Origin of the sequence: Parasphingopyxis sp. (assembly GCF_028279465.1) — a bacterium.
Taxonomy (GTDB): Bacteria; Pseudomonadota; Alphaproteobacteria; order Sphingomonadales; family Sphingomonadaceae; genus Parasphingopyxis.
The window spans coordinates 94,604-119,860 of sequence record NZ_JANQNS010000005.1 but is presented as its reverse complement, the minus strand read 5'-3'; the positions used below and the strand labels follow the sequence as shown (position 1 = coordinate 119,860).

The window sequence follows — 25,257 nt, the reverse complement described above, 5'->3', positions numbered from 1 at the left end:
GAAGGAAAGACCATGAAGGTCGTGAATGAAGTGAGCCCGACCGATCCCGAGCGGATGAAGCAATTTATGGAGCCGGGACCGGGCGGTCCGATCTTCATGGTCAATCTGCTCAAATTCAAGGACAAAGCCGAATATGAGGATGGCCGCGAAACCGATCTGACCGGTCGGGAAGCCTATGCGATTTACGGCAATGCTGTGATGGATATCCTGAAGAAATTTGGCGGAAAACCGGTCTTCATGGGCGATGTCACTTTTCTGGCGCTCGGGCAGGTCGAGGAGCTGTGGGACGAGATCGCCATCGCCTCCTACCCGTCGCGTGCCGACATGGTCCGCATGTCCATGTCGCCCGAATGGCAGGAGATCAGCGTGCATCGCACCGCCGGGTTAAAGGGGCAGCTCAATATCGAAACGATCGCCCCGTCCGATTTCGCAGGCGTCCAAGACGCGATGGACGATTGAAGATCAGCGACTTGCCGCTATCGGCCCAGATGCTAAGCCTCGCCGCATGAGCGTTTTTCCCTTTTCCGCCATTGTCGGTCAGGACGAGATGAAGCAGGCCTTGCTGATCTCCGCGGTCGATCCGCGGATCGGCGGGGTCATGGTGTTCGGCGATCGCGGAACGGGCAAATCGACCGCCGCGCGCGCGCTGTCTGCGCTGCTGCCGCCGATGCGGATCGTCGAAGGCAGCCGCTTCAATTGTGATCCCGACCATCGAGAGGACTATCCCGAAGAGTTGACGAGCAAGCGCGTACGCCGCGTACCCGTGCCGTTCGTCGACCTGCCGCTGGGTGCGACCGAAGATCGGGTGGTCGGCGCGCTCGACCTGGAACGGGCGCTTGGCAAGGGCGAAAAGGCATTCGAGCCCGGCCTGCTGGCGCGCGCGCATCGTGGTTTTCTCTATATCGACGAGATCAATCTGCTCGAGGATCATCTCGTCGATCTGCTGCTCGACGTTGCTACCTCGGGCGAAAATCTGGTCGAACGCGAAGGGCTGTCGGTTCGCCATCCCGCGCGTTTCGTGCTGATCGGCAGCGGCAATCCGGAGGAGGGCGAACTCAGGCCGCAGTTGCTGGATCGCTTCGGCCTGTCGGTCGAGGTGAAGACGCCCGACGATATCGAGCAGCGGATCGAGATCATGCGCCGCTGCGATGCGCAGGAGCGGGATGCGGATGCGTTCGCCGAGGAATGGAAGGCGGCTGACACCAATATCCTGCGTCAGATCGCGCGCGGCCAGAAGGCATTGGACAAGATCGACGTCCCCGAAGCTATCCTGACCGATGCCGCCGAGCTGTGCGTGGCCGTTGGCGCGGACGGGCTGCGCGGAGAGCTTACGTTGATGCGCGCCTCCAAGGCGCTGACTGCCCTGCAGGGCAAACGCAAGGTGCGGCGCGAGCATCTGATCGCTGTCGCGCCGATGGCGCTGCGCCACCGGCTACGCCGTGACGTGCTCGACGAGACGGGATCGACGGTCCGGATAGATCGCGCGATCGAAGAGCTGTTCGGATGACCGCGCCGGACGCCGCTCCGGACCCTCTTTCGCACGCCGTCACGGCCATCGATCTTTTCGCCTGCGATCCACACGGCCTGGGCGGCATCTGGCTGCGTGGGGCGGGGCCGGTACGCGATGCGCTGGTGGAGCGGCTCAAGGATGCTTTGCCATCGGATATGCCCGTTCGGCGAATGCCGGGAACGATCGACGATGACCGTTTGCTCGGCGGGCTCGATATCTCGGCAAGCCTGCACGCGGGCAAGCCGGTTCTGCAATCCGGATTGCTCGCCGAAACCCATGGCGGTGTTATCATCGCGCCGATGGCCGAGCGGCTGTCCGAGACGATAGCCGGGCGCATCGGTCAGGCGCTCGATTGGCGGGCCGTACAGGTGGAACGCGATGGTATCGCTGCGGAGACAGAGGCGACAATCGGATTGGTTTTGCTCGACGATGGACGCGGGGCCGAGGAAAAACCGCCCTGGTCGCTGACAGAACGCATGGCCTTTCATTGCGATCTGTCGGCCATCGACACGCTCGCGCTGCCGTCTCTATCCGGCAAGAACGCGCATACGATATCCGAAGTTGCCGAACCCGACGATGCCGTGCTGCGGACACTGGCCGGTACAGCGATGGCGCTCGGCGTGCACTCTGCGCGCGCATTGCTCTTCGCTGCAAGAGCGGCGCGAGCGAGCGCGGCACTGGCCGGGCGCGCTACGATAGCGGACGCAGATATCGTCACCGCCGCGCAACTCGTGCTCGCCCCGCGCGCTACGCAGATACCCGCGACCGATGAACCGCAAGATAGCGAGAGTGAGCCACCGCCGCCCGATCCCGAATCAGATGGCCATGACGGTGATGCCGACGAACAACAGCCCGATCCGCCGTCGCTCGAGGATATGGTGCTCGCCGCCGCTGCGGCCTCCGTTCCGGCCGATATACTGAGCAAGATCGCCGACGATGTGCAGCGCGGCGGCGCGAGCGGCGGCGCGGCGGGTCAGCGGCGCACGTCGAAACTGCGCGGCCGGCCGCTCGGCGCGCGGCCCGGTATTCCGAGCGGCGGCGCGCGGCTGGCGCTGATCGATACGCTGCGGGCCGCCGCGCCCTGGCAGACGCTGCGCCGCGCGGAAGAGGGCGAGGACGCACCGCGCCGTATCCGTATCCGCCGGCCCGATCTGCGCGTGCGCCGGTTCGAGGAGCGGACAGGCATCGTGACGATCTTTGCCGTCGATGCCTCCGGATCGTCGGCATTGGCGCGGCTCGCCGAAGCCAAGGGCGCTGTCGAACTCATGCTGGCCCAGGCCTATGTGAAGCGCGCCGAAGTCGCGATGATCGCCTTTCGGGGCGAGGGCGCGGAGCTGCTCCTGCCGCCGACGCGCTCGCTGACCCGCGCGCGCCGGGCGCTGGCCGAGCTGCCGGGCGGGGGTGGTACGCCGCTTGCGGCCGGGCTCGATATGGTGTGCGAACTGGTGGAGATGGTTCAGGGGCGCGGCCGCACGCCGTTCCTCGTGCTGCTGACCGATGGCAAGGCCAATGTCGGCCGGGATGGCGCGCCGGGCCGTGCGCAGGCGCGTGATGAAAGCATGGCGGTGGCGAAACGGATCGCCGCGATGGGTGTGTCCGGCGTCGTCGTCGATATATCGCCGCGCGCTCAGCCAGAAGCGGCCGATCTCGCCGAGGCGTTGCGCATGGAGTATCTCGCCCTGCCACGTGCCGACGCTGCGACCCTGCACGATGTGGTCGATAGCCTGCAGGACCAGGCCGTCGCCGCATGACGAGCGCGCCGCAATGGGAGAGCGATGGGCGCGACTGGCCCAACCGCGCGCATAGCCGTTTTATAGAGGCGGGCGGACTGCGCTGGCATGTCCAGATAATGGGGGAGGGGCCGGCCCTGCTGCTGCTCCACGGCACCGGCGCGGCGACTCATAGCTGGCGCGCCCTGGCGCCATTGCTGGCGGAGCAGTTCACAGTCATCGCGCCTGATCTGGCCGGCCATGGTTTCACCAGCGGCCGGCAGCGAGGCGGTCAATCGCTCCCGGCGACGGCGCGCGGTGTGACGGCGTTGCTGGAGGCGTTGGATACAAGTCCGGCCATGATCGTCGGGCATTCGGCGGGCGCCGCCATTGCCGTGCGGATGGCGCTCGATGGGGCGGTGGATGTACCCATCATTGCCCTTAATGCCGCTCTGCTGCCGTTTCCCGGGCTGGCTGCGAAACTGTTCCCGGCCATGGCCAAGATGCTGTTCGTCAATCCGCTGGTGCCGCGCATCTTCGCGGGTGTGGCGCGGCGCTCGGGCGAAGTGGAGCAGTTTATCGTCCGATCCACGGGGTCGCATATCGATGCCGAAGGATTGCGCTGTTACGCGGCGTTGCTCGGTCGTTCGGGGCATGTCGGTGGCGCGCTTGCCATGATGGCGAGCTGGGATCTCGAAACGCTCAAAAAGCGTTTGCCGCAGATCGATGTTCCGATGCTGCTGGTCCACGGATCGGCCGATACGGCCATTCCGGCATCGGCCATGGGCGAGGCCGCGGCCCTGATCCCGGACGCAAAAACCGAGATGCTCGACGGGCTCGGTCATCTGGCGCATGAAGAGCGGCCCGACCTCGCTGTTGCTCTCATCGAGCGATTTGCCGCCGATCATGCTATAGGCGACGCGCGCATCGACGAAGGGACATAGCAGCGATGGACAATTTCGGCTGGATCGAGATCGCCTTCACCTACACGGTCGTGCTGGGCATCGCCTTTTGGCAGCTCTGGTCGGTCAACCGCGAAATCCGCAAAGACAAGGAAAAGGCGGCGCAAGAAGAATCAGAGGCTGCGGCGGGGCATCTTGTAGGGGAGCATCCACTGGACGACGGGCGAACGGAACCGGTCGAGCGATAGGCTTTCCTGCACAGCCGTCACCGGTTCGCCATAGAGCCGCGTCGCGAGCGTCGAACGCGCATAGAAGGGCGAATCCTCCCAGGTCTTGATGACGCCGGCATGGCCACGATCGGCCCGGCTTTTGCGCTCCATCTGCCACCATGTGTTGGGCAGTGGCGCGACCATAGGCAGCTCGGCATCGTGCGGCGTTCCGTCGCTATCGAAGCGCAGCGCGCTGGCGAATATCGATCCGTCCCGGCGTCGGCCCTCATACATAACGGCCACCTCGCGACCGAGATGCGCGCGCGACCAGTGCCAGTCGCGAAATCCGTCTTCGAGCGATTCAGTGCCCCGGTTCGAATCGAGATAGCCGCTCCCGCGCCAGCTGATCCCCGGTCGTTCCATCTCGACCTCGATCTGCGCACGCGGCGCAATGGCGTGCCAGATATGCTTGCCCATCGGATCGAGCGCGAAGGCCGTCGCGTTGAGCATTTCGGGATAGACTTTGACCTGTCCGCAAACCCGCCGCCGCCACGGTATGCCGAGCCGCACATCGCGCTCCTCGATATCGATGACGAGCCCGTCGCCGGTCCAGCGCATGGCGCTTGCGCCGATGGCGAGATCGTCGGCGCTGGTCTCGACATTGCCGCGCGGGCGCTCCGTCATCGTCCAGCGCGCGCGCGGGCCGTAGAGCGCGACGTTGAGGCAGCCATGATCGTAGGGGTCGCCGCGTCCGCTGCGCTTGTAGTATGGCGAGAAGACGCTGCCGATGAACCCGATAATCGTCAGCCCGTATTGGCCGTCGTCGCTGATCGCATCGACATACCACCAGCCATAGCCTTGCGGGGGGACGAGGCGGTTGAAGCGCGGTCTTGCATCAGTGTCTCGGCCGCCAGCCGCCCGGACAAGGCCGCCATCGGCACGCCCGCCCCCGGATGGGTGCTTCCCCCGGCGCAATAGAGCCCAGGGATCCGTGTCCGGGCGCTCTGGCGGAGGAAGGAGGCCGCCCATCCGTGCGAGGCCTGTCCATAAAGGGCTCCACCCGTCGACGGGAATAGCGCCTCGAACTCGTTGGGCGTCGCGAGATGATGCGGCATCGGCCGCTCCAGCTCCAGCCCGCACCGGGCCAGGCTCTCCATCATGTGGGTGCTGCATCTTTCTCTCTCCATTTCGATATAGTCGTGACTGTCGCCATTGGCTGGCGCATTGACGATGATCTGCAATCGCTCGCGGCCGTCTGGGGCCTCGCCATCGCTCGCGCCCCGATCCTGCGCGCAGACATAGACGCTCGGATCGCGCGGTGGGCCGCCCCAGTTGATGTCGCGAAATTCCTGCCTGTAGTCGGGCGAGAAGAACACATTGTGCCGCACCATAGGAAAGCCGTTCGTCTTCGCGTGCGCGAGCCAGGTGAAAGCGGAGAGCGAACGGCGGCGTGGCGGAGTGCCGCGTACCGCCTTGCGCGCCGCTTCGCCGAAACGGCCATGGGCGATCGCGGCGGGATCGGCATTGGCGATCACCGTGTCGGCGGGAATATGCTCGCCATCGGCGAGGCGGACACCGGCCGCTTTGCCATTTTCGACGATGATCTCGTTTACACCCACAGCGTATCGGAATTGCGCGCCGTTTTGCTCGGCGACGTCCGCAAGTGCTTGAGCCAATGCGCTTATTCCGCCATCGACGAGCCAGACGCCCTGTTGTTCGACATGGGCTATCAACATCAAAGTTGCTGGAGTCTGGAAGGGCGAGGAACCGCAGTAGGTGGAGTAGCGGCCGAACAGCTGTTGGAGGCGCGGATCCTGGAAATGCTCGCCCAATACCTGCCACAGGCTTTCATAGGGCCTTAGCGCGATCAGCGCGCCGATCCGCCAAAGCCCGATCCGCTGCATAAGGCCCGGTGGCCAGGTCTTGCTCGCCCGCAGGAAATTTTCGTCGAGGAGATCGAAGATCCGCTTGGCCTCCGCGCTGAAGGAGCGGAAACCCCGCGCCGCCCGCGCGCCCGCAAAGTCGCCGATCGCCGCTTCGCTTTGTGTAGGATCGGCGAACAGGTCGAGCCGCTCGTCCGGGCTCCAGGCATGGCGCGCGAGAACATCGGCGCGCCGCATCGTCACATGGTCGTCGAGGCTGGCGCCCGCCGAGTCGAAAATCTCATCGAACACGTCGCGCAGCGTGAACACGGTCGGTCCGCCGTCGATCTCGACGCCATCGACCGGCACACGCCGGACCTTGCCTCCGGGCGTTTTCTCTTTCTCGATCACCGTTACGGCATGGCCGCGCGCGGCCAATAATGCGGCGCTGACGAGCCCGCCAATGCCCGCCCCGATAATCGCTACCCGTGTGTCCGGCAATCCCCTCTCCTCACGCGCCGCCCGTCATGTCGATTGACGACGGCATAGCATCTGTCCAATCATTTGGACATATGGGACTGTCAGACTCTTCCGCCGGCTCGGGCGCCCCGCGCGGTTTCCGGGTCCGTTGGACCGAATGGCGCAACCGGATACTGGCGAGTCCCACTTTCCAGAAACGTGCCGCCGCCTTTCCGCTCAGCCGTCCGATCGCGCGCCGCCGCGCGGCCCGACTCTTCGATCTGGTGGCCGGCTTCGCCTATTCGCAAACGCTCTACGCCTTTGTCGAAAGCGGGCTGCTCGACTGGCTGGGCGAAGAACCGCGCCACCGCTCCGTGATCCCCGAACATATCGACCTTTCCGAACAGGCGACGGAGCGCCTGTTGCGGGCGGCCGCTTCGCTCAAGCTTGCCGAGGAGTTGGACGGCGGCTGGTGGACATTGGGCAGCGAGGGCGCCGCGCTGTCCGGCAATCCGGGCGCGGTCGCGATGATCCGGCATCATCATCTGCTCTATGCCGATCTCGGCGATCCGTTGGCCTTGCTGCGCGAGGACCGTGATACGGACGGCGCACTGTCGAGCTATTGGGCCTATGCGCAATCGAGCGATGCGGCGGCGGAGGAAGCGGGTGCCGTATCGCCCTATTCCCGGCTGATGGCGGCCTCCCAGCCCATGGTCTCCGAACAGATATTGTCGGCCTACCGTTTTTCGCGGCACGAAAAGCTGCTCGATATCGGCGGCGGGGCAGGAGCTTTTCTCGAAGCCGTCGGCCTCACGACTCCGGATATCGCGCTCGGTCTGTTCGATCTTCCGGCGGTGACCGATCTCGCCTACACGCGACTCGAAACGGCCGGGCTGGGGCCGCGCGCGCAGATTCATGCCGGCGACTTCCGCCACGATCCGATACCCGATGGTTTCGACCTCATCTCGCTCGTGCGGATTCTGCACGACCATGACGACGATGTCGTACTCGCTCTGCTGGCAAAAGTCCGCGCCGTGCTGCCTGCGCATGGCACACTCCTAATCGCCGAACCGATGGCCGGCACGCGCGGGGCGGAAGCCATGGGCGACGCCTATTTCGGCCTGTATCTTTGGGCCATGCGATCCGGCCGTCCACGCCGTCCCGAAGAGATTGGCGCAATGCTCTCCGAAGCCGGTTTTTCGATATGGCGTACCCGCCCGACACCCCAGCCCCTGATCGCCCGGATCATTGTCGCGCGTCCCTGACACGAAATGTGTAAGGTTTGATTGACATCTATGACTGTCGAGTTAATGTGACACTCGAGTAAGCGTGTCTTTTGAGAACGCTAGGACCGGGAGCAGGTCCGGAAAGGGGTGTGAGGTCGTATGGACGCATTGGCGGTCATACTTGAGGCGCCGAAAAGGCTGTCCTTTCGCTCGCTCGCCTTGGAGCCGATCGGTGCTTCCGACGTTCTTGTTGATATCCATTGGAGTGGCGTCAGCACGGGTACAGAGAAACTGCTCTGGACCGGCGACATGCCCGCTTTTCCGGGCATGGGCTATCCGCTGGTGCCTGGATACGAATCGGTTGGCCGTGTGGTCGATGCCGGTCCCGATGCCAGTTCGCGGATCGGCGAATGGGTCTTCGTGCCCGGCGCCAGTTGCTACAAGGATGCGCGCGGATTGTTCGGCGGATCGGCGAGTCGGGTGATCGTTCCAGCGGCCCGGGCCTTGCCCGTTTCCGAGTCGCTTGGCCGCGACGGTGTCCTGTTCGCGCTCGCGGCGACCGCGCTGCATGCCATGCATGGCGGAGACGCGCCCGACCTGATCGTAGGCCATGGCGTCCTCGGCCGGCTGCTCGCCCGCCTGACTCTCGCATCCGGCGCACCGGCGCCGATGGTCTGGGACATCAATCCCGATCGGCGCGATGGCGCGCGCGGCTATGATGTCGTGCATCCCGATGACGATGAGCGGCGGGATTACACATCGATCTACGATGTCAGCGGTCATGGCGCAGGGCTCGACGGGCTTGTTGCGCGCCTCGCAAAGGGCGGCGAAATCGTGCTCGCCGGTTTCTATGACGAGCCATTGTCCTTCGTCTTTCCGCCAGCCTTTCAGCGCGAGGCGCGATTCCGGATCGCTGCCGAATGGGGTCCGGACGATCTCGCCGCGACGCGCGCGATGATCGAATCCGAATCGCTGGCTCTCGATGGCCTGATTTCAAATGTTCGGCCTGCGAACGAAGCCGCTGAGGCTTATCCGGCGGCGTTCGAAGACCCGGATTGCCTCAAAATGGTATTGGATTGGAGTGAGTGCGCATGAGCATGCTCGACACTGAAGCCCTGCGCGACGAAGCCGCGATCGAACCCGATCCGGTGCATACGGGCGAAGTCACCAAGGAAACGCAGATCATCGCGATCTACGGCAAGGGCGGCTCTGGCAAGAGCTTTGCGCTCTCGAACCTCTCTTACATGATGGCGCAGCAGGGCAAGCGCGTGCTGCTGATCGGCTGCGACCCCAAATCCGACACGACCAGCCTGCTGTTCGGCGGCAAGAGCTGCCCGACGATCATCGAGACGTCGGCCAAGAAGAAGCTCGCCGGCGAGGAAGTGACGATCGAAGATGTCTGCTTCCAGCGCGACGGCGTGTTCGCGATGGAGCTGGGCGGTCCCGAAGTCGGCCGCGGCTGCGGCGGGCGCGGGATCATCCACGGTTTCGAGCTGATGGAGAAGTTAGGCTTCCATGAATGGGGCTTCGATTATGTCCTGCTCGATTTCCTCGGCGATGTGGTGTGCGGCGGGTTCGGCCTGCCGATCGCACGGGACATGTGCCAGAAGGTGATCGTCGTCGGATCGAACGACCTCCAGTCGCTCTATGTCGCGAACAATGTCTGCAAGGCGGTCGAATATTTCCGCAAGATGGGCGGCAATGTCGGCGTTGCCGGCATGATCGTGAACAAGGATGACGGGACGGGCGAGGCACAGGGCTTTGCTAAAGCCGTCGATATTCCGGTGCTCTGCGCCATTCCGGCCGACGAGGATATCCGCCGCAAATCGGCCAATTACCAGATTATCGGCAAGCCCGGCGGCGAATGGGGCGGGCTGTTCGAGGAGCTGGCGACCAATGTCGCGAAAGCGCCGCCGCAACAGCCGGCTCCGCTCGACCAGGACGGGCTGCTCGATCTGTTCAGCCCTGAAGATACGGGCGGCGATATCGAACTCGTCCCCGCGACCCAGGCCGATATGCGCGGCGGTAGCTATGAAGAGAAACCGTCGCTCGAGGTGATCTATGACGAGGTGTGAGCGGACCCAAATCCTCCCCGCGCGAAGCGGGGGGAGGGGAACCGCGAAGCGGTGGAGGGGCAATTGCGCCACCTTCCCGTTTGTCCGGACGGCAACCGTGTCACGCTCGCTTCGCTCGCGCCCCTCCACCGCCTTCGGCGGTCCCCCTCCCCAAATAAATTTAGGGAGGATTTCCGCTTGACCGACTTCGCCACCGATATGGAGCGCGCGCCCGACCGGATCGATGTCGATTCGGGCGAAGGTGGCGGCTGCCATGGTGGCGCGGAGACGATGCGCGAAGCGGCGAAGAAGGCCGGCAAGAGCGAAGTCCTCGATCGCTACGAGAAAGATTATCCGCAAGGGCCGCATGACCAGCCGCAGAGCATGTGCCCGGCTTTCGGGTCTTTGCGCGTTGGCTTGCGCATGCGGCGTACGGCGACCGTGCTCTCGGGCAGCGCATGCTGCGTTTACGGCCTGACCTTCACCTCGCATTTCTACGGTGCCCGGCGGACGGTCGGCTATGTGCCGTTCAATTCGGAAACGCTGGTTACCGGTAAGCTGTTCGAGGATATCAAGGAAGCGGTCGAGGATCTGGCCGATCCGGAAAAATACGATACGATCGTCGTCACCAATCTGTGCGTGCCGACGGCGAGCGGCGTGCCGCTCCGCCTGCTCCCCGACGAGATCAACGGGGTGCGGATCATCGGCATAGACGTTCCGGGCTTTGGCGTACCGACCCATGCCGAAGCGAAGGACGTCTTGGCGGGCGCGATGCTCGCCTATGCGCGCGGCGAGGCGGAGCAGGGCCCCGTCGCCGCACCGAAGGAACGACCTGACCGGCCGACGGTGACTCTCCTCGGCGAGATGTTCCCCGCTGACCCGGTTGGCATCGGGCAAATGCTTGAGCCCCTTGGCCTTGCGGCCGGCCCGGTCGTCCCGACGCGGGAATGGCGCGAACTCTATTCGGCGCTCGATTGCGCGACCGTGGCCGCCATCCATCCTTTCTACACGGCCTGTGTCCGGGAATTCGATGCGGCCGGACGGTCGGTTGTCGGCTCCGCGCCGGTCGGGCGCGACGGCACGGCGGCCTGGCTCGACGCGATCGGTGCGGCGTGCGGCGTCGCGCAGGACAAGGTCGACACGGCGAAGAACGCCATGCTGCCGGCGATCGAAGGCGCGCTCGGCGCGATGCCGATCAATGGGCGTATTACCGTGTCCGGCTATGAAGGTTCGGAATTGCTGGTCGCGCGGTTGTTGATCGAAAGCGGTGCCGATGTGCCCTATGTCGGCACGGCCTGCCCCAAAACTCCCTGGTCCGAGCCAGATCGCGAATGGCTTGAGTCCAAAGGGGTGGCGATCAACTACCGCGCGAGTCTGGAAGAGGACATCGCAGCGGTCGAGGAATATGGCCCCGATCTCTCGATCGGCACGACGCCGGTCGTGCAGCATGCCAAAGCCAAGGCGATCCCAGCGCTCTATTTCACCAATCTGATTTCGGCTCGCCCGCTGATGGGTCCGGCCGGCGCGGGCAGCCTCGCCCAGGTCGTCAATGCGGCGCTGGCGAACAAAGAGCGCTTCGACCGGATGGAGGAATTTTTCGAAGGCGTCGGCGAGGGGTATACCGCCGGCGTCTGGGAAGACACGCCAACCGACCGGCCGAAATTCAAGAAGAAGTTCGCCGCGCAAAATGCCGCCGCCGCCAAGGCCGCGGAGGCGGTGGGCTCATGACGCTGGTCCTCGATCATGACCGGGCCGGTGGCTATTGGGGCGCGGTCTACGCCTTTACCGCGGTCAAGGGTCTGCAGGTCGTTATCGACGGGCCGGTCGGCTGTGAAAATCTGCCGGTGACCTCGGTGCTGCACTATACCGACGGGCTACCGCCGCATGAGCTGCCGATCGTGGTGACAGGGCTGGCCGAGGAGGAGCTCGGCAAGACCGGCACCGAGGGTGCGATGAAACGCGCCTGGAAAACGCTCGACCCCGATCTGCCCGCAGTCGTTGTGACCGGCTCGATCGCCGAGATGATCGGCGGCGGCGTGACGCCCGAAGGCACCAATATCAAACGCTTCCTGCCGCGCACGATCGACGAGGATCAGTGGCAGTCCGAAGACCGCGCCTTGAGCTGGCTCTGGACCGAGTTCGGTCCAAAGAAGATGCCCAAACCCAAAGTGCTGAAGGATGGCGAAAAGCCCAAGGTCAATATCATCGGCCCGAGCTACGGCATGTTCAACATGCCGAGCGATCTCGCGGAAATTCGCCGGCTGATCGAAGGCATCGGTGCCGAGGTCAATATGGTCTTCCCGCTGGGCAGCCATCTCGCCGATATCCGCCAGCTCGCCAATGCGTCCGTGAATGTCTGCATGTATCGCGAGTTCGGCCGCAATCTCTGCGAGCTGCTCGAACGGCCCTATCTGCAGGCGCCGGTCGGCCTCAATTCAACAACCAAATTCCTGCGCGAACTGGGCGAACAGACGGGCCTCGATCCCGAACCGTTTATCGAGCGCGAAAAGCATACGACGATCAAGCCGCTCTGGGATCTCTGGCGCTCCGTCACCCAGGATTTCTTCGGGACCGCCAATTTCGGTATCGTCGCGAACGAGACCTATGCGCGCGGAATCCGTCATTTCCTCGAAGAGGATATGGGCTTGCCCTGCGCCTTCTCCTTCTCGCGCAGCGCCGGTGTGAAGCCGGACAATGAAGCCGTGCGCGAGGCGATCCATGGCAATCCGCCGCTTGTCGTCTTCGGCTCCTATAACGAACGCATGTATATGGCCGAGTGCGGCGCGCGGGGCATCTATATCCCGGCGAGCTTCCCCGGCGCAGCGATCCGCCGCCATACGGGCACGCCCTTCATGGGCTATGCGGGCGCGACCTATCTCGTTCAGGAAGTGTGCAACGCGCTGTTCGACGCGCTGTTTCACATCCTCCCGCTGTCCACCGATCTCGACAAGGCAGAGGCGACGCCCGCGCGGCGCCATGAAGAACTGCCTTGGGATACGGACGCCAAGGCCAAGCTCGATGCGCTGGTCGAAGCGCAGCCGGTGCTCGTCCGCATCTCAGCCGCCAAACGCTTGCGCGACGCCGCCGAACGGGCCGCGCGCCGCGCCGGAGAAACCCGCGTTACCGCCGACAGGCTGGCCGACGCATTGCTTGAAGGACAGGGCGCATGAGCGCCGTCCAGACATCCGCCCGGCCGCCGCCGGGCCACGAAATTCCCGCGGGCGACCGCGGGGATACCGCCGGGAGGCGCGTGCTGCGCCTCGCATTCTGTGAGGCAATATTGGAGATCGAGAAATGACTGAGAATAGTGACGATCGCTTCGGTCCGGGGACATATCTAAGCCCCGAAGAAGCGAAGGAATTTCACAAGATATTTATGTCGAGTTTCATCGGATTCACGACAGTGGCGCTGATCGCGCACATTCTTGTGTGGTTCTGGAGGCCGTGGTTCTAATCTCATCTTTCGATGACTTAGGCCAAGAATAATACGGAGATACGTTATGTGGAGACTTTGGCTAATATTTGATCCGCGCCGTACACTTACAGCGCTGTTCCTGTTTCTTTTCGTGCTCGCGTTCCTGCTGCACTTCATCATGATCAGCACGGACTATTACAGCATCGAAAGCTGGTGGGGCGGTGTAGGCGCTGACGCTGCGGAAGAAGCGACGCCCTAGGACGCAGCAGCGCTTCTCCTTGCCGGGAGAAGCGTCCGTGGTGGGGGCGCGGTAAATTGGGTTTTGCCCGTCCCCCAGTCCTGACACGCAGAAGACCCTTCGTGCGTTGTGCGCGAAGGAATGGAGGATATGGTTATGGCTCTCCTGAGCTTTGAACGAAAATATCGAGTCCGAGGGGGGACTTTGATAGGCGGCAACATGTTCGATTTCTGGATCGGGCCGTTTTACGTGGGCTTTTTCGGAGTCACGACCATCCTCTTCACCGTTCTCGGAACGGCTTTGATATTCTACGCTGCGGCAATCGGCCCGACCTGGAATCCCTGGTTGATATCGATTGAACCGCCCGATCTCAGCTACGGTCTTGGTTTGGCACCCTTGGCCGAAGGCGGATTCTGGCAAATCATCACGATTTGCGCGATTGGCGCTTTCGTGTCCTGGGCGTTGCGAGAGGCCGAGATATGCCGAAAACTCGGTATTGGCTATCATGTGCCGATCGCGTTCGGCTTCGCGATTTTCGCCTATGTTTCGCTGGTCGTGATCCGGCCCCTGCTGCTGGGCGCCTGGGGGCATGGTTTCCCTTATGGCATTTTCAGCCATCTCGACTGGGTGTCGAACACCGGATATCAATATCTGCATTTCCATTACAACCCGGTGCATATGCTCGCGGCGAGCCTGTTCTTCACGACGGTATTGGCGCTTGCCTTGCACGGCGCGCTCGTATTGTCCGCCGTCAATCCGGCAGAGGGCGAGGATGTGAAATCGCCTGAATATGAAGACACATTCTTCCGCGACTTCATCGGCTATTCGGTCGGCACTTTGGGCATTCACAGGCTCGGTCTTCTGCTTGCGCTGAACGCCGGCTTCTGGAGTGCGATTTGCATAATCATATCGGGGCCGCTCTGGACGCGCGGCTGGCCCGAATGGTGGACCTGGTGGCTTAACCTGCCGATCTGGTCTTGAAGGAGATTTGAACGATGGCCCGCTATCAAAACATCTTCACCCAGGTTCAGCTCCGTACGGCGCCCGAATTGGGCGTGCCGCTGCCGCCAGGCCACGATGCGCGGACGAATGGGACAGGCTTCGTCCATCTGTTCGGCCGGCTTGGCCAAGCTCAGCTTGGCCCGATCTATCTCGGCTGGATGGGTCTTGCATCTCTGTTCTTCGGTTTTGTTGCGATCGAAATTATCGGTCTCAACATGCTGGCGTCGGTGGACTGGGATTTCTCCGAATTCCTTCGCCAGTTCTTCTGGCTGGCGCTCGAGCCGCCTGGCCCTGAATATGGCTTCAGCCCGTTCGTTCCGCTGGGCGAAGGGGGCTGGTGGATCATCGCCGGCTTTTGCCTGACGGCTTCGGTGCTGCTCTGGTGGGTGCGTTCTTATGTGCGCGCCCGCGCGCTCGGCATGGGCACCCATGTCGCCTGGGCGTTTGCGGCTGCGATCTGGCTGTTTCTCGTGCTCGGCTTCATTCGCCCCTTCTTCATGGGCAGTTGGGCCGAGGCAGTGCCGTTCGGCATTTTCCCGCATCTCGATTGGACCGCGGCATTTTCGATCCGTTACGGCAATCTCTTCTATAACCCGTTCCACGCGTTATCGATTGTCTTCCTTTATGGATCCGTGCTGCTGTTCGCGATGCACGGAGCGACGATCCTTGCGGTCGGTCGCTATGGCGGTGAGCGCGAAATCGAACAGATTACCGATCGGGGCACGGCGTCCGAAAGGGCAGCCTTGTTCTGGCGCTGGACCATGGGCTTCAACGCGACGATGGAATCGATCCACCGTTGGGCCTGGTGGTTTGCGGTGCTGACGCCACTCACCGGCGGCATCGGTATCCTGTTGACCGGCACGGTGGTCGACAACTGGTATCTCTGGGCCCAGCAACATGGCTTTGCCCCGGCCTATCCGGACACCGGCGTGACCGATCCTTCTGTAACGGGGAGCATGGCACAATGATGAAATCGCATCATCTCATCGCGATAGCGCTGGCACCGCTGGTGCTGGCGGGTTGCGAACTCGGTAGCAAGGAAGTGACCCAAACCGGACATCGCGGCACCGCCATGGCGGAGCTCGACGTGGTCGACGCCTCGGCATCGGCGGACGAAATTCCCGCGCCGCCTTATGAATTGCCCCCGCCCAGCGGGCCGACCGCCGGCGAGGTTTATGAGAACGTCCAGGTGCTTTCGAACATCAGCGTCGAGGAATTCGACTATCTGATGGCGGCGATCACCGAATGGGTCGTCCCCGAAAATGTCGACGATCCGGAACGGGCGGGCTGTAACTATTGCCACAACCCGGCCAATCTCGCCTCGGACGAAATCTACACCAAGGACGTGTCCCGACGGATGATCCAGATGACGCAGACGATCAATGCCGACTGGACAGACCATGTCCAGCAGACCGGCGTGACCTGCTGGACGTGCCATCGCGGTAATGCCGTCCCCGAGCATGTCTGGACGAATCCGTCGAGTGACGGGCGCGTTGCCATGGGCAACCTGAACGGTCAGAATGCGCCCGATCCGAATGTTGGTTATGCCTCGCTTCCGACCGGTGTCTTCGCGCAATATTTCACCGGCGACGGCGGCGACGAGATCGCGGTGGCTTCGACCGGTCTCTATCCGACGGACGCCAACCGCCTGACGACCATGGAGACCGAAACCACCTATGGCCTGATGATGCACCTGTCTCAGGCAATGGGCGTCAACTGCACCTATTGCCATAACACGCAGAGTTTCCGCGCTTGGGAATTGAGCACCCAGGCTCGGGCGACAGCTTGGTTCGGCATCCGCATGGTGCGCAACATCAACGAGGCCTATATCACGCCGCTGACCGGCAATTTCCCGGCCAATCGGCTCGGGCCGGAAGGCGATCCGTACAAGGTCAATTGCACGACCTGCCATCAGGGGCAGACGCGGCCGATGGGCGGTGCGAGCATGGTGGCAGATTATCCGGCGCTGAGCTTCGATACCGTGGCCGCAGCGCCGCCGGTTGAGGACGATGCGGAAACGATGGCGGGCGAAGAGGTTGCTTCGGCCGAATAGGCACTAGGCCTACGGGCGCGGCGGCCAACCTTATGGCCGCCGCAGCATCCCGCGCCGCGCCAGATCCCATAGATGCACGGGCAATGCCGCAGCAAGCGGCAGGGCGATCCACGGCCAGTCAGCGCCGGTCAGCGCCGCCCGGAGTCCAAGCACGATCAGAACCGCCGGGAGCAGCGTTCCCGCGATGTCGCGCGCAGCATGTCCGCGCGCGGCCAGCCAGAGCGCTTCGATAACGAGGATGGCAAGAATGATATCGGCGGCGTGGCCGCTGGCGAACAGCGCGTTCACGCCCAGGCCCTTAGCCGAACGGCGCGTTGAGCTGGATGACTTGCCAGTTCAGCACACCCGCGAATGTCACCCAGGCGAGATAGGGGACGAGCAGCAGCGCCGCGATCTTCGAATAGCGGTTGCACACGACGATCAGCACGGCGATCGAAATCCAGAGCGCAACGAGTTCGATCAACGCCCAGTCCGGTCGCTGCACGCGGAAGAAGAGCAGGCTCCACAGGATGTTGAGAAAGCCGTTGAGCGCGAACAGGCCGATCAGCATGTCCGACGCTTGGGTGGTTGGCGCGCGGCGCCACGCTGAAACCGCGGCCAGCGCGATCAGCGCGTAAATCGCCGTCCAGGCCATACCGTACATATAGTCGGGTGGACTCCAGTTCGGCTGTTCGAGCGTTCGGTACCAGCCGTCGAGATCGGTGATCGTCGCGCCCATAAACGCGACAAGCGCAGCGGCGAGCGCAGCGATCAGAATCGGTGGAACCCAGGCGCGGCTCATCGTTCGACCCGCCCGATACCCAGAAGATGGCCCAGATCCTTGAAGAAGATCCGGACGTGCGCTGCCGGTTTCGCCTTCACCAGCTTCTTGTTCATATAGGCCTCCCAGGTCAGGTGCTGAACGTCGGGATCCGCGCAGATCTTCACGAACCGTTCGCGCCGTTTGTCGCTGCTGTACCAGAAATATTGCATGATACCGAGAATCCAGAAAACCCGGCCATGGGCCTTCATGAATTTCTTGCGCGCCTGTTTCAGCGCCTTGGGATTACCGCTTTCGACGAATGCATCGACGGCCTGCGCCGCCAGCCGCCCGCAGGTCATCGCATAATATATGCCCTCGCCGGATGCCGGGGCGACCACGCCGGCCGCGTCGCCCGCGACGAGCACGTCCCGGCCATTGTCCCATCGTTTGAGCGGCTTCAACGGGATCGGCGCGCCTTCCTCGCGGATCGTCTCGCAGTCCGTAAGGCCGCTCGACTGGCGCATGTCTTCGACCGCGCCGCGCAGCGAGAAGCCTTTGTTCGCGCTGCCCACGCCGACGCTCGCCGTCTCGCCATGCGGGAATATCCAGGCATAAAAATCGGGCGAGAGCTTGCCCTGATAGAAGACATCGCAACGTTTGCCGTCAAAGCCTTCGGGCGTGCTGGGCGGCGATTTGATCACCTCATGATAGGCGAAGACGCAAGGCACGCGTTCCGCGCCCTCGAGATTCTGCCGCGCCACTTTCGAGCGCGCGCCATCCGCGCCGATCACCGCGCAGGTCCGGACGCGCTTCAATTCGCCGCCGCGCTTCTCGCGATAGCAGACGGTCGCCACGCCATCCTTGTCGCGGTCGATATGGTCGAACGTGCCGGTCACCCGCGTCGCGCCATTCGCTGCGGCTCGTTCGCGCAGCCATTCGTCAAACACGTCGCGATCGACCATGCCGACAAAGCCATCGCCGACCGGCATGTCGACCGAGCGGTCGGACGGCGCGATCATCCGGGCCGAGGTTGCCTTGCCGACGAGGATGCTGTGCGGCACCTCGAATTCCTCGAGCAGCTTGGGCGGCACGGCCCCACCGCACGGTTTGATCCGTCCGGCCCGGTCGAGCAGCATCACAGACCGCCCCGCCTTTGCCAGATCGGTCGCCGCGGTCGCGCCAGACGGTCCGCCGCCGACGACGACTACATCGAAATCGATAGCCTCACTCATATCTTGGCCACTCCGATCGGTGTTTTGCGGGCGGCGGTCGCCTGGATCGCCAGCATGGCGGCGATGACGAACAGCCCCGCCTCGATCGCGAAAATCAGCTGGAAGGCCGAGCCATCCACGCCCATGACGCTCCGGGCGATATCGACGCCGACTGCGCCGGTTAGCCCGCCGAGCCCGAAGGCGATAGCCTGGGACGCGCCCCAGACGCCCATCCGCACGCCTTCCTTGGCCTTGGTGCCCGCACCGGCCAGGCCCATCATCGCGCCGATTGCCGCCACGGCGAAAATGCCGTTCGAAAAGCCGAGCAGGAAGACGTTGGTCTTGAGGGGCCAGTCCGCGCCCGAGACAGCCGCAATTGCAAGGCCTGCCAGCGCGGCGCCCGATCCGAGGCAGCCTCCGACGATCCAGCGGCGCAGATCGTTCGGCCGCCGGCCGCCAAAGGCGCTGCCGCCGAGCCCGACGACGATCATGCCGAGCAGCACACCGGCATGTTGCATGCCCGAAAGCTGGGTCGATTCGCCCGGCGTCATAAAGAAGATCAGCCCGGCAAAGGGTTCGAGGATCAGGTCCTGCATGCTGTAGGCGAGCATCGAGACGAAGACGAAAACCGTGAAACGCCGGGCTTCGAGATCGCCCAAAATTTCGCGCAGCGCCTCGCCGAAACTGGCTGTTTCTTCCGGTTCGGCGTCCGGGTCGGCGGGCTGGAGCACCATGTTGCGCTCAAGCCCTTTCAGCGCGACGAGCGGCAACAGAAATGCCGTCAGCGCGACACCCGTGCCGACGATCGCCAGGCGCTGTTCCGAGAACGGATCGAGCAACGCGCCCGCGCTTCCCGCAGCCACAACTATGCCCGCGATCATCATGATCCAGGTTACGGCGGCTGCCGCCGCGCGCCGTTCGGGCGCGACGCCCGAGGCAAGCAGCGCGAGCATGGACGTACCGGCTGCGCCGACGCCTGCGCCGATCATGGTGAAGGCCAGCACCGCCAATGTGCCGCCGAGAACGGGATTTCCGGCGATCAGCATCGTCGCGTTGATCGCGATCACCGCGCCGAGCGCGAGAACGCCCATGCCGCCGATGATCCATGGCGTACGCATATTGCCCGTGTCCGAGCCATAGCCCCAGAGCGGGCGGGACAGCTGCACGGCATAATGCCAGGCGACGAGACCGGCCGGAATCGCCGCCATCAGCGCATATTCGACAACCATCACGCGGTTGAGCAATGATGTCGCGAGCATCACGATCGCGCCAATCGAGGCCTGGACAAGGCCCAGCCGCACGATGGAAAACCAGCCCAGACCCGCCATCAGATATAGCCTCCCAGGCCGAGCGCGGCGGCCAGCATGCCGAGCACGTAAAGGGTGACGCCGGTTGCGCTATACCAGGGCGTATTCTTCTTCGGATCGGCAATCAGCCGAGGCATCAATGCAAATTGGGCCAACAGCAGAACCGCGACAGCCGCAGCCGAAATCGGGTGATCCCAGGCCAGCAGCAGCGCTATAACGACGGCCTGCGGCGCGGCCATGACGACACAGGCGAATTTGGCCGCGCGGTCGACGCCCATCGTCACCGGCAACGATCTGAGGCCCATCTGGCGATCGCCTTCCACGGCCTTGAAATCGTTGAGTGTCATGATGCCATGCGCGCCAAGACTGTAGAGGCCGAGGATGAGAAGTATTTCGAGGCCGGGCAGCGTGCCGAGCATCACCGCCGCGCCGGTGAACCAGGCAAGGCCTTCATAGCTGAGCGCGACGACCGCGGGGCCGGTCCAGCCGCTCGTTTTGAAGCGGAAGGGCGGGGCGCTATAGCCCCAGGCGCAGGCGAGGCCGACACAGGTTGCGACGAACACCCAGAATCCCGTCACCAGCGCGACCGCCATGGACAGCAAGGTGCCGGCAATCGCGATCCACAGACCCCAACGACCGCCGACGCGGCCCGATGGGATCGGCCGGTCGGGCTCGTTGATCGCATCGACATGGCGATCGAACCAGTCATTCACGGCCTGGCTCGTCCCGCAGACCAGAGGCCCGGTCAGCGCGATACCGGCGATCAGAAAGAACCAGCGATCGGTGACGGGCGCGCCGGACGACACCACACCGCACATGAACGCCCACATGGGCGGAAACCAGGTAATCGGCTTGAGCAGCTCGAGAATATCGGCGGGCGCCGGAGGGCGCGCCGATTGTGTCGAAGCGGCGATGCGGGACATGGGCAAAGGCTATGCATGACGACCGAAAGCGTCAATCTTTTTTGACAGTCTGTTGGCCGCAAAAGCGCGCGCTCAATCGTTTTGGGACACCAGATTGCCGAGACCGTAGCGGTGCAGCTTGGAATAGAGGCTTTGCCGGCTGAGGCCGAGTATTTCGGCGGCCGACGCGCGATTGTCGGACGTGTGGATCAGCGCCGCTTCGATGCACAGCCGCTCGATCAGATCGGTACTTTCGCGCACGATCTCCTTGAGCGACGTCCGGCCGACCAGTTCGGTCAACTGCTCGACCGAGCGCGGCAGATGTTCGGGCATGGGCGCCAGGTCGCGCAGCCGCCGAGCAACCATCCGGATGCTGAACCCGTAATGATGGCCGGCATCCGTCGTTTCCACCGCGGATAGCTCGACTTCTTCCTCGTCCGCGCCGCCGCCCGAGCGGACGATCGTACTCACATTGCGCGCGACGCCATATTTGCCGAGCTGCGTTTTGATCAGATCGAGATCGACGCCGGGCCGGCCGAGATAGTCGCCGAGATCGGCGCTGCGCAGCTGGTCCAGCGATGCGGCGCCGGCAATTTCGAGGAAAGCGGTATTGGCGGCGACGATGTTCATGTCCTTGTCCGCAATCACAAAGGCATCGGGCATGCGATTGAGGATATCGAGCACCGGCGCGCCTCCGACACGGCTATCGACCGACTGCTCGATCGATATCAGCCGCACGAGCATGAAGAGCGTGCCCTCCTGGCGGAAGCCGGTGGCCGAGACGGTCACTTCCTCGTCGAAATCGGCGATCGGCAGTTGTACGGGCGTCGGCGAAGTCGCGGATATCGCGGACCCGAGATAGCGGCTCAGCGCATCGCGCGCGCCCCGCTCGAAAAGCCCGGCCAGCGATTTGCCGATCAGGCCGCCCGGCTTGGCATGGACCAGTTCATGGGCCGCCCCATTCGCTTCGCGAATTCGCCCGGTCGTATTGTCGACGATCATCATCGGATCGGGCGTCATTTCGAACAGCAGGCGATAGCGGGATTCCGCCTGGCGCAGCCGCATATAATCGCGCTCGAGCGATTGCTGCGCCTGTAGCAGCCGCTGTTGCAGCGCCGCCTGGTCACGCAAATCCCGGCCGAGCGCGATCATGCGTTTCCCTCCGGCAAGATCGACCAGGAAATAGCGGATCGGGATATCGGGGCCGTCCGATGGGTGGTTAACCTGCCGCCAATGCTGCGTCTCGCCGTCGCGGCCCGCCGCAAGCATCTCTTCGATCTTGGGCTTGCTCTCGATGGACACCGTATCGAGCCATTTTTTGCCGATCCAGTCGCCGGCTTCAGGAAAGGACTCGAGATTCGCCGAAGCGTCGATGATCTTGCCCTTTCGGTCGATCACCAACGCGATATCGCCGCCCGCCATGGCGAGTTTGGCCGCCGCTTCGCTGTCCAGCGAACGCAGAATGGCGTCGGGCTTCATGAAGGCTTGCTTCGCTTCTAGAGCATCCCTCGGATTCAACACGAACAATCCCTTCGGTTAGCCGGCACGCGCCTCCATGGGCACGAATTCAGCAACCAGTTCATCAGCGACCTCTATAGCAGTGCTTGCGCTTGACGCCGTTCCGTCCGCCCCGGCTTCTTCGGCGAGACCGGGATGCTCGTTAGGCACGCGCCCACCAATCATGATCCGGATATCGGCATTTTTGGATATACTGCGCAGGGCATGAATAAATTTCGGAAGCGGTCCGATATGGCAGTCGCAGCTGACCGTCAATCCCAGCAGATCAAAACTTTTCTCGCTTAGTCGATCCGTCAGATTCGTGCCTTCGCTATTGACCATCAGCTCGGTATCCCAGCCCGCACGGGCGAAGAATTCTTCAAGCATGACGGCACCGAAACTATGCTGTTCGCCGGGCAGCGGTGCGACCATGATTGAGCGCGGCGACAAGAGCCTGCCGGCGATGCTCGGCGTGCGCGCCGCGATTTCGCGCATGACTTCCTGCAGGCGCCACAGCCCCATCGTCACTTCGACGAAATCGACACTGTCCTCTTCCCACATTTCACCGAGGTGCCGGGCCGAGGGCGCAAGCAGATCGACGAATATCGCTTCGGGCGGGACGCCGCGCGCCAGCAGCGTTTCGACTTCGGCGAGCAGTTCGTCGGCTTCCAGAATAATCGGCAGCGGCGCGAAATGCGCGATCTCCGCCTCCGTTATCGGTTCGAAATGATCGGCCGTGGTCTCTGGCGAATGCGCGGCGACGAGCCGGGGTATGATCTGGCTTTCGATCAGGCTGTTGATGCGTTCGGGATTGGCAGGAGGCTTGGCCGTGTTGGGACGGCGCTCGCGCGCCTTCGGTCTCGGCGTTTCTTCGGTCGTCGTTTCAGCAATCGGCTGGGTTGTCGAGCTCTCGTTCATCAGTGATGCCATTCAGACTCTCCCGGTCTGGTGAGTTGCGGTGATACCCAACTCGGAGCTCGGCCGTATTTCCTTCGCGACTCTGTCTCTCCAGTCACGAAGCTATAGGCATTTAGATACTCTGGCAAATCGTCATCTGTCAACCAAACTAGACGTCAACAAATGTTGACACATGGTTGATTCGAGTCGTACCTTGCATCCCGGACCAGTGGAGAATTGAGCACAAGGGATGACAGGGGAACTCTCCTCACCCGGAGTCGGCCGAAAAGAGGGCGTACATCGGAATCAGGGCGATCCGCTTTACACTGCGGAAGAACGCCGCCGCAGGGACGAATCGGTCTGGACGCTCATCCAGGGCATATTGGCGCCGATCCAGTTCGCCATCTTTTTCGTCAGCCTGGGACTCGTGATCCGCTACTTGTCCACAGGCGAGGGGGCGCTCGCCGCCGATATTTCGATCGTCGCCAAGACGATGGCGCTCTACACGATCATGGTCACCGGTTCGATCTGGGAGAAAGTGGTCTTCGGCCGCTGGCTTTTCGCCCGGCCCTTCTTCTGGGAAGATGTCTTCTCGATGCTCGTGCTGGCGCTGCACACGGCCTATCTGGTCATGCTGTTCGCGGGCATCGGCACGGTGGAAGCGCGCATGTTCGTCGCCCTGGCCGCCTATGCCGCCTATGTCGTCAATGCCACGCAATTCCTGCTCAAGCTGCGCGCCGCCCGGCTCGACGCGGCCCGCAATCCGGCGGTGGCGGCATGAGTACGACGCTTGCCACCCGCCCGGCTAACGGGACCGACTGCGCGCCGGTCCTGCGCGAGCGCGGCCAGCGCGAAGTCTTTTGCGGGCTGACCGGCATCGTCTGGCTGCACCGCAAGATGCAGGACGCCTTCTTCCTCGTCGTCGGGTCTCGGACCTGCGCGCATCTGCTGCAATCCGCGGCCGGGGTGATGATCTTCGCCGAGCCGCGATTCGCGACCGCGATTATCGAGGAACGCGATCTCGCCGGCATGGCCGATTGCAATGAAGAGCTGGACCGGGTCGTCGACCGGCTGCTCGCCCGCCGGCCGGAGATCAAGACGCTCTTCCTTGTCGGCAGCTGCCCGTCTGAAGTCATCAAGCTCGATCTTGCCAAGGCCAGCCAGCGGCTCGCCGCCAAACATGCGCCGGATGTCCGCATCCTCAACTATTCGGGCAGCGGGATCGAAACCACCTTCACCGAAGGCGAGGATGCATGCCTCGCGTCGCTGGTGCCGGAAATGCCGGCGAGCGATGCCGCCGATCCCAAGGAATTGCTGATCGTGGGTTCGCTCCCCGATATCGTCGAGGATCAGTTCCTGCGGACGTTCGAGGAACTCGGCATCGATCGCGTCGGATGTCTGCCCGCCCGCCGGGCCGATGATCTGCCGGCGGTCGGTCCCAATACGCGTTACCTGCTCGCTCAGCCCTTTCTCGGCGATACGGCGCAGGCGCTTGAAGATCGCGGCGCAGTTCGCCTCGATGCGCTTTTCCCGTTCGGTGCGGAAGGCACGACATCCTGGCTCAAGGCGGCGGCCGACGAGTTCGGCGTCGACGAGATGCATTTCAACAGCGTCGTCGCGCCCGGGCGCGAACGCGCCAAACGGGCGCTTGCCCATCACAAGGAGCGGCTCGAAGGCCGCCGTATCTTTTTCATGCCCGACTCGCAGCTCGAGGTTCCGCTGGCCCGTTTCCTCGCCACCGAGTTGGGCATGAATCCGATCGAGGTCGGCACCCCCTATCTCCATAAAACGCATCTGGAGCAGGAACTGGCGCTGCTGCCCGCGGAAACGCGGATCAGCGAAGGCCAGGATGTCGACAAGCAACTCGATCGGGTTCGCGAAGCCCAGCCCAATCTCACTGTGTGCGGGCTGGGCCTCGCCAATCCACTGGAGGCCGAGGGCCTGTCGACCAAATGGGCGATCGAACTCGTCTTCTCGCCGATCCACGGCTTCGATCAGGCCGGGGATCTCGCCGAACTGTTTGCGCGGCCGCTCCGGCGCCGCGATGTGTTGAGGGTATAGCG

At 63.4% G+C, this 25,257-nt stretch carries 25 protein-coding genes; 16 read left to right on the top strand and 9 right to left on the bottom strand.

Going from position 1 to position 25,257, the window contains the following annotated elements; all coding sequences use genetic code 11:
• Nucleotides 1-12 precede the first annotated feature (12 nt).
• From Q0974_RS03060 to bchO, 4 genes are read left to right on the top strand one after another with little or no spacing between them, the layout of a single operon-like run.
• A complete protein-coding gene (locus tag Q0974_RS03060; RefSeq protein WP_299322497.1) occupies nucleotides 13-459 on the top strand; it encodes a DUF1330 domain-containing protein in 447 nt (148 codons plus the stop codon).
• A 46-nt stretch (nucleotides 460-505) separates the two neighbouring features.
• On the top strand, nucleotides 506-1,507 hold the full coding sequence (gene bchI / locus Q0974_RS03055; protein WP_299322495.1) for a magnesium chelatase ATPase subunit I: 1,002 nt from the start codon (nucleotides 506-508) through the stop codon (nucleotides 1,505-1,507).
• Nucleotides 1,504-3,261 (top strand): magnesium chelatase subunit D, encoded by a 1,758-nt coding sequence (locus Q0974_RS03050; RefSeq protein ID WP_299322492.1) that lies wholly within the window; start codon nucleotides 1,504-1,506, stop codon nucleotides 3,259-3,261. The genes bchI and Q0974_RS03050 overlap by 4 nt, the downstream gene beginning before the upstream one ends.
• Entirely contained in the window at nucleotides 3,258-4,163 is a 906-nt protein-coding gene (gene bchO, locus Q0974_RS03045; protein ID WP_299322490.1) for an alpha/beta fold hydrolase BchO, read from the top strand. Before Q0974_RS03050 ends, bchO begins: the two co-directional genes overlap by 4 nt.
• A gap of 131 nt (nucleotides 4,164-4,294) precedes the next feature.
• Here bchO and Q0974_RS03040 read toward each other — a convergent pair whose 3' ends face one another.
• Nucleotides 4,295-5,014 carry a hydroxyneurosporene dehydrogenase gene (locus tag Q0974_RS03040; protein WP_299322487.1) on the bottom strand — a complete coding sequence of 240 codons (720 nt, stop codon included), beginning with the start codon at nucleotides 5,012-5,014 and terminating at the stop codon, nucleotides 4,295-4,297.
• A gap of 119 nt (nucleotides 5,015-5,133) precedes the next feature.
• Nucleotides 5,134-6,693: a 1-hydroxycarotenoid 3,4-desaturase CrtD gene (gene crtD, locus Q0974_RS03035; protein ID WP_299322484.1), complete on the bottom strand. Its 1,560-nt coding sequence runs from the start codon at nucleotides 6,691-6,693 to the stop codon at nucleotides 5,134-5,136.
• 71 nt (nucleotides 6,694-6,764) lie between these two features.
• Here crtD and Q0974_RS03030 point away from each other — a divergent pair, with 71 nt between their 5' ends.
• The 10 genes from Q0974_RS03030 (at nucleotide 6,765) to pufC (ending at nucleotide 16,638) form a co-directional block, all read left to right on the top strand.
• A complete protein-coding gene (locus Q0974_RS03030) occupies nucleotides 6,765-7,916 on the top strand; it encodes a methyltransferase (RefSeq protein ID WP_299322482.1) in 1,152 nt (383 codons plus the stop codon).
• Between the two features lie 120 nt (nucleotides 7,917-8,036).
• Nucleotides 8,037-8,972 carry a chlorophyll synthesis pathway protein BchC gene (gene bchC / locus Q0974_RS03025; RefSeq protein ID WP_299322479.1) on the top strand — a complete coding sequence of 312 codons (936 nt, stop codon included), beginning with the start codon at nucleotides 8,037-8,039 and terminating at the stop codon, nucleotides 8,970-8,972.
• Entirely contained in the window at nucleotides 8,969-9,952 is a 984-nt protein-coding gene (locus tag Q0974_RS03020) for a chlorophyllide a reductase iron protein subunit X (RefSeq protein WP_299322477.1), read from the top strand. The genes bchC and Q0974_RS03020 overlap by 4 nt, the downstream gene beginning before the upstream one ends.
• Before the next feature lie 198 nt (nucleotides 9,953-10,150).
• Nucleotides 10,151-11,659, top strand: a complete 1,509-nt coding sequence (gene bchY / locus Q0974_RS03015) for a chlorophyllide a reductase subunit Y (RefSeq protein ID WP_299322623.1) — start codon at nucleotides 10,151-10,153, stop codon at nucleotides 11,657-11,659.
• Nucleotides 11,656-13,101, top strand: a complete 1,446-nt coding sequence (gene bchZ / locus Q0974_RS03010) for a chlorophyllide a reductase subunit Z (RefSeq protein ID WP_299322474.1) — start codon at nucleotides 11,656-11,658, stop codon at nucleotides 13,099-13,101. The genes bchY and bchZ overlap by 4 nt, the downstream gene beginning before the upstream one ends.
• Before the next feature lie 124 nt (nucleotides 13,102-13,225).
• Complete coding sequence (pufB, locus tag Q0974_RS03005; protein WP_299322472.1) at nucleotides 13,226-13,384, top strand: light-harvesting antenna LH1, beta subunit; 159 nt, start codon at nucleotides 13,226-13,228, stop codon at nucleotides 13,382-13,384.
• Nucleotides 13,385-13,430: 46 nt separating this feature from the next.
• The gene (pufA, locus tag Q0974_RS03000) at nucleotides 13,431-13,604 is read left to right on the top strand and encodes a light-harvesting antenna LH1, alpha subunit (protein WP_299322471.1); all 174 of its coding nucleotides are present in this window, start codon (nucleotides 13,431-13,433) and stop codon (nucleotides 13,602-13,604) included.
• A 135-nt stretch (nucleotides 13,605-13,739) separates the two neighbouring features.
• Nucleotides 13,740-14,564 carry a photosynthetic reaction center subunit L gene (gene pufL, locus Q0974_RS02995; RefSeq protein ID WP_299322469.1) on the top strand — a complete coding sequence of 275 codons (825 nt, stop codon included), beginning with the start codon at nucleotides 13,740-13,742 and terminating at the stop codon, nucleotides 14,562-14,564.
• Nucleotides 14,565-14,578: 14 nt separating this feature from the next.
• A complete protein-coding gene (gene pufM, locus Q0974_RS02990; RefSeq protein ID WP_299322468.1) occupies nucleotides 14,579-15,553 on the top strand; it encodes a photosynthetic reaction center subunit M in 975 nt (324 codons plus the stop codon).
• A complete protein-coding gene (gene pufC, locus Q0974_RS02985; RefSeq protein WP_299322465.1) occupies nucleotides 15,550-16,638 on the top strand; it encodes a photosynthetic reaction center cytochrome PufC in 1,089 nt (362 codons plus the stop codon). Before pufM ends, pufC begins: the two co-directional genes overlap by 4 nt.
• Before the next feature lie 30 nt (nucleotides 16,639-16,668).
• Here pufC and Q0974_RS02980 read toward each other — a convergent pair whose 3' ends face one another.
• The 7 genes from Q0974_RS02980 to Q0974_RS02950 all read right to left on the bottom strand — a co-directional run bounded on the left by Q0974_RS02980 (nucleotide 16,669) and on the right by Q0974_RS02950 (nucleotide 23,227).
• Nucleotides 16,669-16,926 carry a hypothetical protein gene (locus tag Q0974_RS02980; RefSeq protein ID WP_299322463.1) on the bottom strand — a complete coding sequence of 86 codons (258 nt, stop codon included), beginning with the start codon at nucleotides 16,924-16,926 and terminating at the stop codon, nucleotides 16,669-16,671.
• A 10-nt stretch (nucleotides 16,927-16,936) separates the two neighbouring features.
• Nucleotides 16,937-17,419 carry a TspO/MBR family protein gene (locus Q0974_RS02975; RefSeq protein WP_299322460.1) on the bottom strand — a complete coding sequence of 161 codons (483 nt, stop codon included), beginning with the start codon at nucleotides 17,417-17,419 and terminating at the stop codon, nucleotides 16,937-16,939.
• Nucleotides 17,416-18,612, bottom strand: a complete 1,197-nt coding sequence (locus Q0974_RS02970; RefSeq protein ID WP_299322458.1) for a geranylgeranyl diphosphate reductase — start codon at nucleotides 18,610-18,612, stop codon at nucleotides 17,416-17,418. The genes Q0974_RS02975 and Q0974_RS02970 overlap by 4 nt, the downstream gene beginning before the upstream one ends.
• Nucleotides 18,609-19,919: a BCD family MFS transporter gene (locus Q0974_RS02965; RefSeq protein ID WP_299322456.1), complete on the bottom strand. Its 1,311-nt coding sequence runs from the start codon at nucleotides 19,917-19,919 to the stop codon at nucleotides 18,609-18,611. Before Q0974_RS02965 ends, Q0974_RS02970 begins: the two co-directional genes overlap by 4 nt.
• The gene (gene chlG, locus Q0974_RS02960; RefSeq protein WP_299322454.1) at nucleotides 19,919-20,821 is read right to left on the bottom strand and encodes a chlorophyll synthase ChlG; all 903 of its coding nucleotides are present in this window, start codon (nucleotides 20,819-20,821) and stop codon (nucleotides 19,919-19,921) included. Before chlG ends, Q0974_RS02965 begins: the two co-directional genes overlap by 1 nt.
• Nucleotides 20,822-20,893: 72 nt before the next feature.
• Nucleotides 20,894-22,279, bottom strand: coding sequence for a transcriptional regulator PpsR (gene ppsR, locus Q0974_RS02955; protein WP_299322453.1), 1,386 nt, complete (start codon nucleotides 22,277-22,279; stop codon nucleotides 20,894-20,896).
• Nucleotides 22,280-22,336: 57 nt separating this feature from the next.
• Nucleotides 22,337-23,227: a cobalamin B12-binding domain-containing protein gene (locus Q0974_RS02950; protein WP_299322450.1), complete on the bottom strand. Its 891-nt coding sequence runs from the start codon at nucleotides 23,225-23,227 to the stop codon at nucleotides 22,337-22,339.
• Nucleotides 23,228-23,444: 217 nt separating this feature from the next.
• Here Q0974_RS02950 and bchF point away from each other — a divergent pair, with 217 nt between their 5' ends.
• Together bchF and Q0974_RS02940 are read left to right on the top strand one after the other, a co-directional pair.
• Entirely contained in the window at nucleotides 23,445-23,975 is a 531-nt protein-coding gene (gene bchF, locus Q0974_RS02945) for a 2-vinyl bacteriochlorophyllide hydratase (protein ID WP_299322447.1), read from the top strand.
• Nucleotides 23,972-25,255, top strand: a complete 1,284-nt coding sequence (locus Q0974_RS02940; protein WP_299322445.1) for a ferredoxin:protochlorophyllide reductase (ATP-dependent) subunit N — start codon at nucleotides 23,972-23,974, stop codon at nucleotides 25,253-25,255. The genes bchF and Q0974_RS02940 overlap by 4 nt, the downstream gene beginning before the upstream one ends.
• The last annotated feature ends 2 nt before the right edge of the window (nucleotides 25,256-25,257 follow it).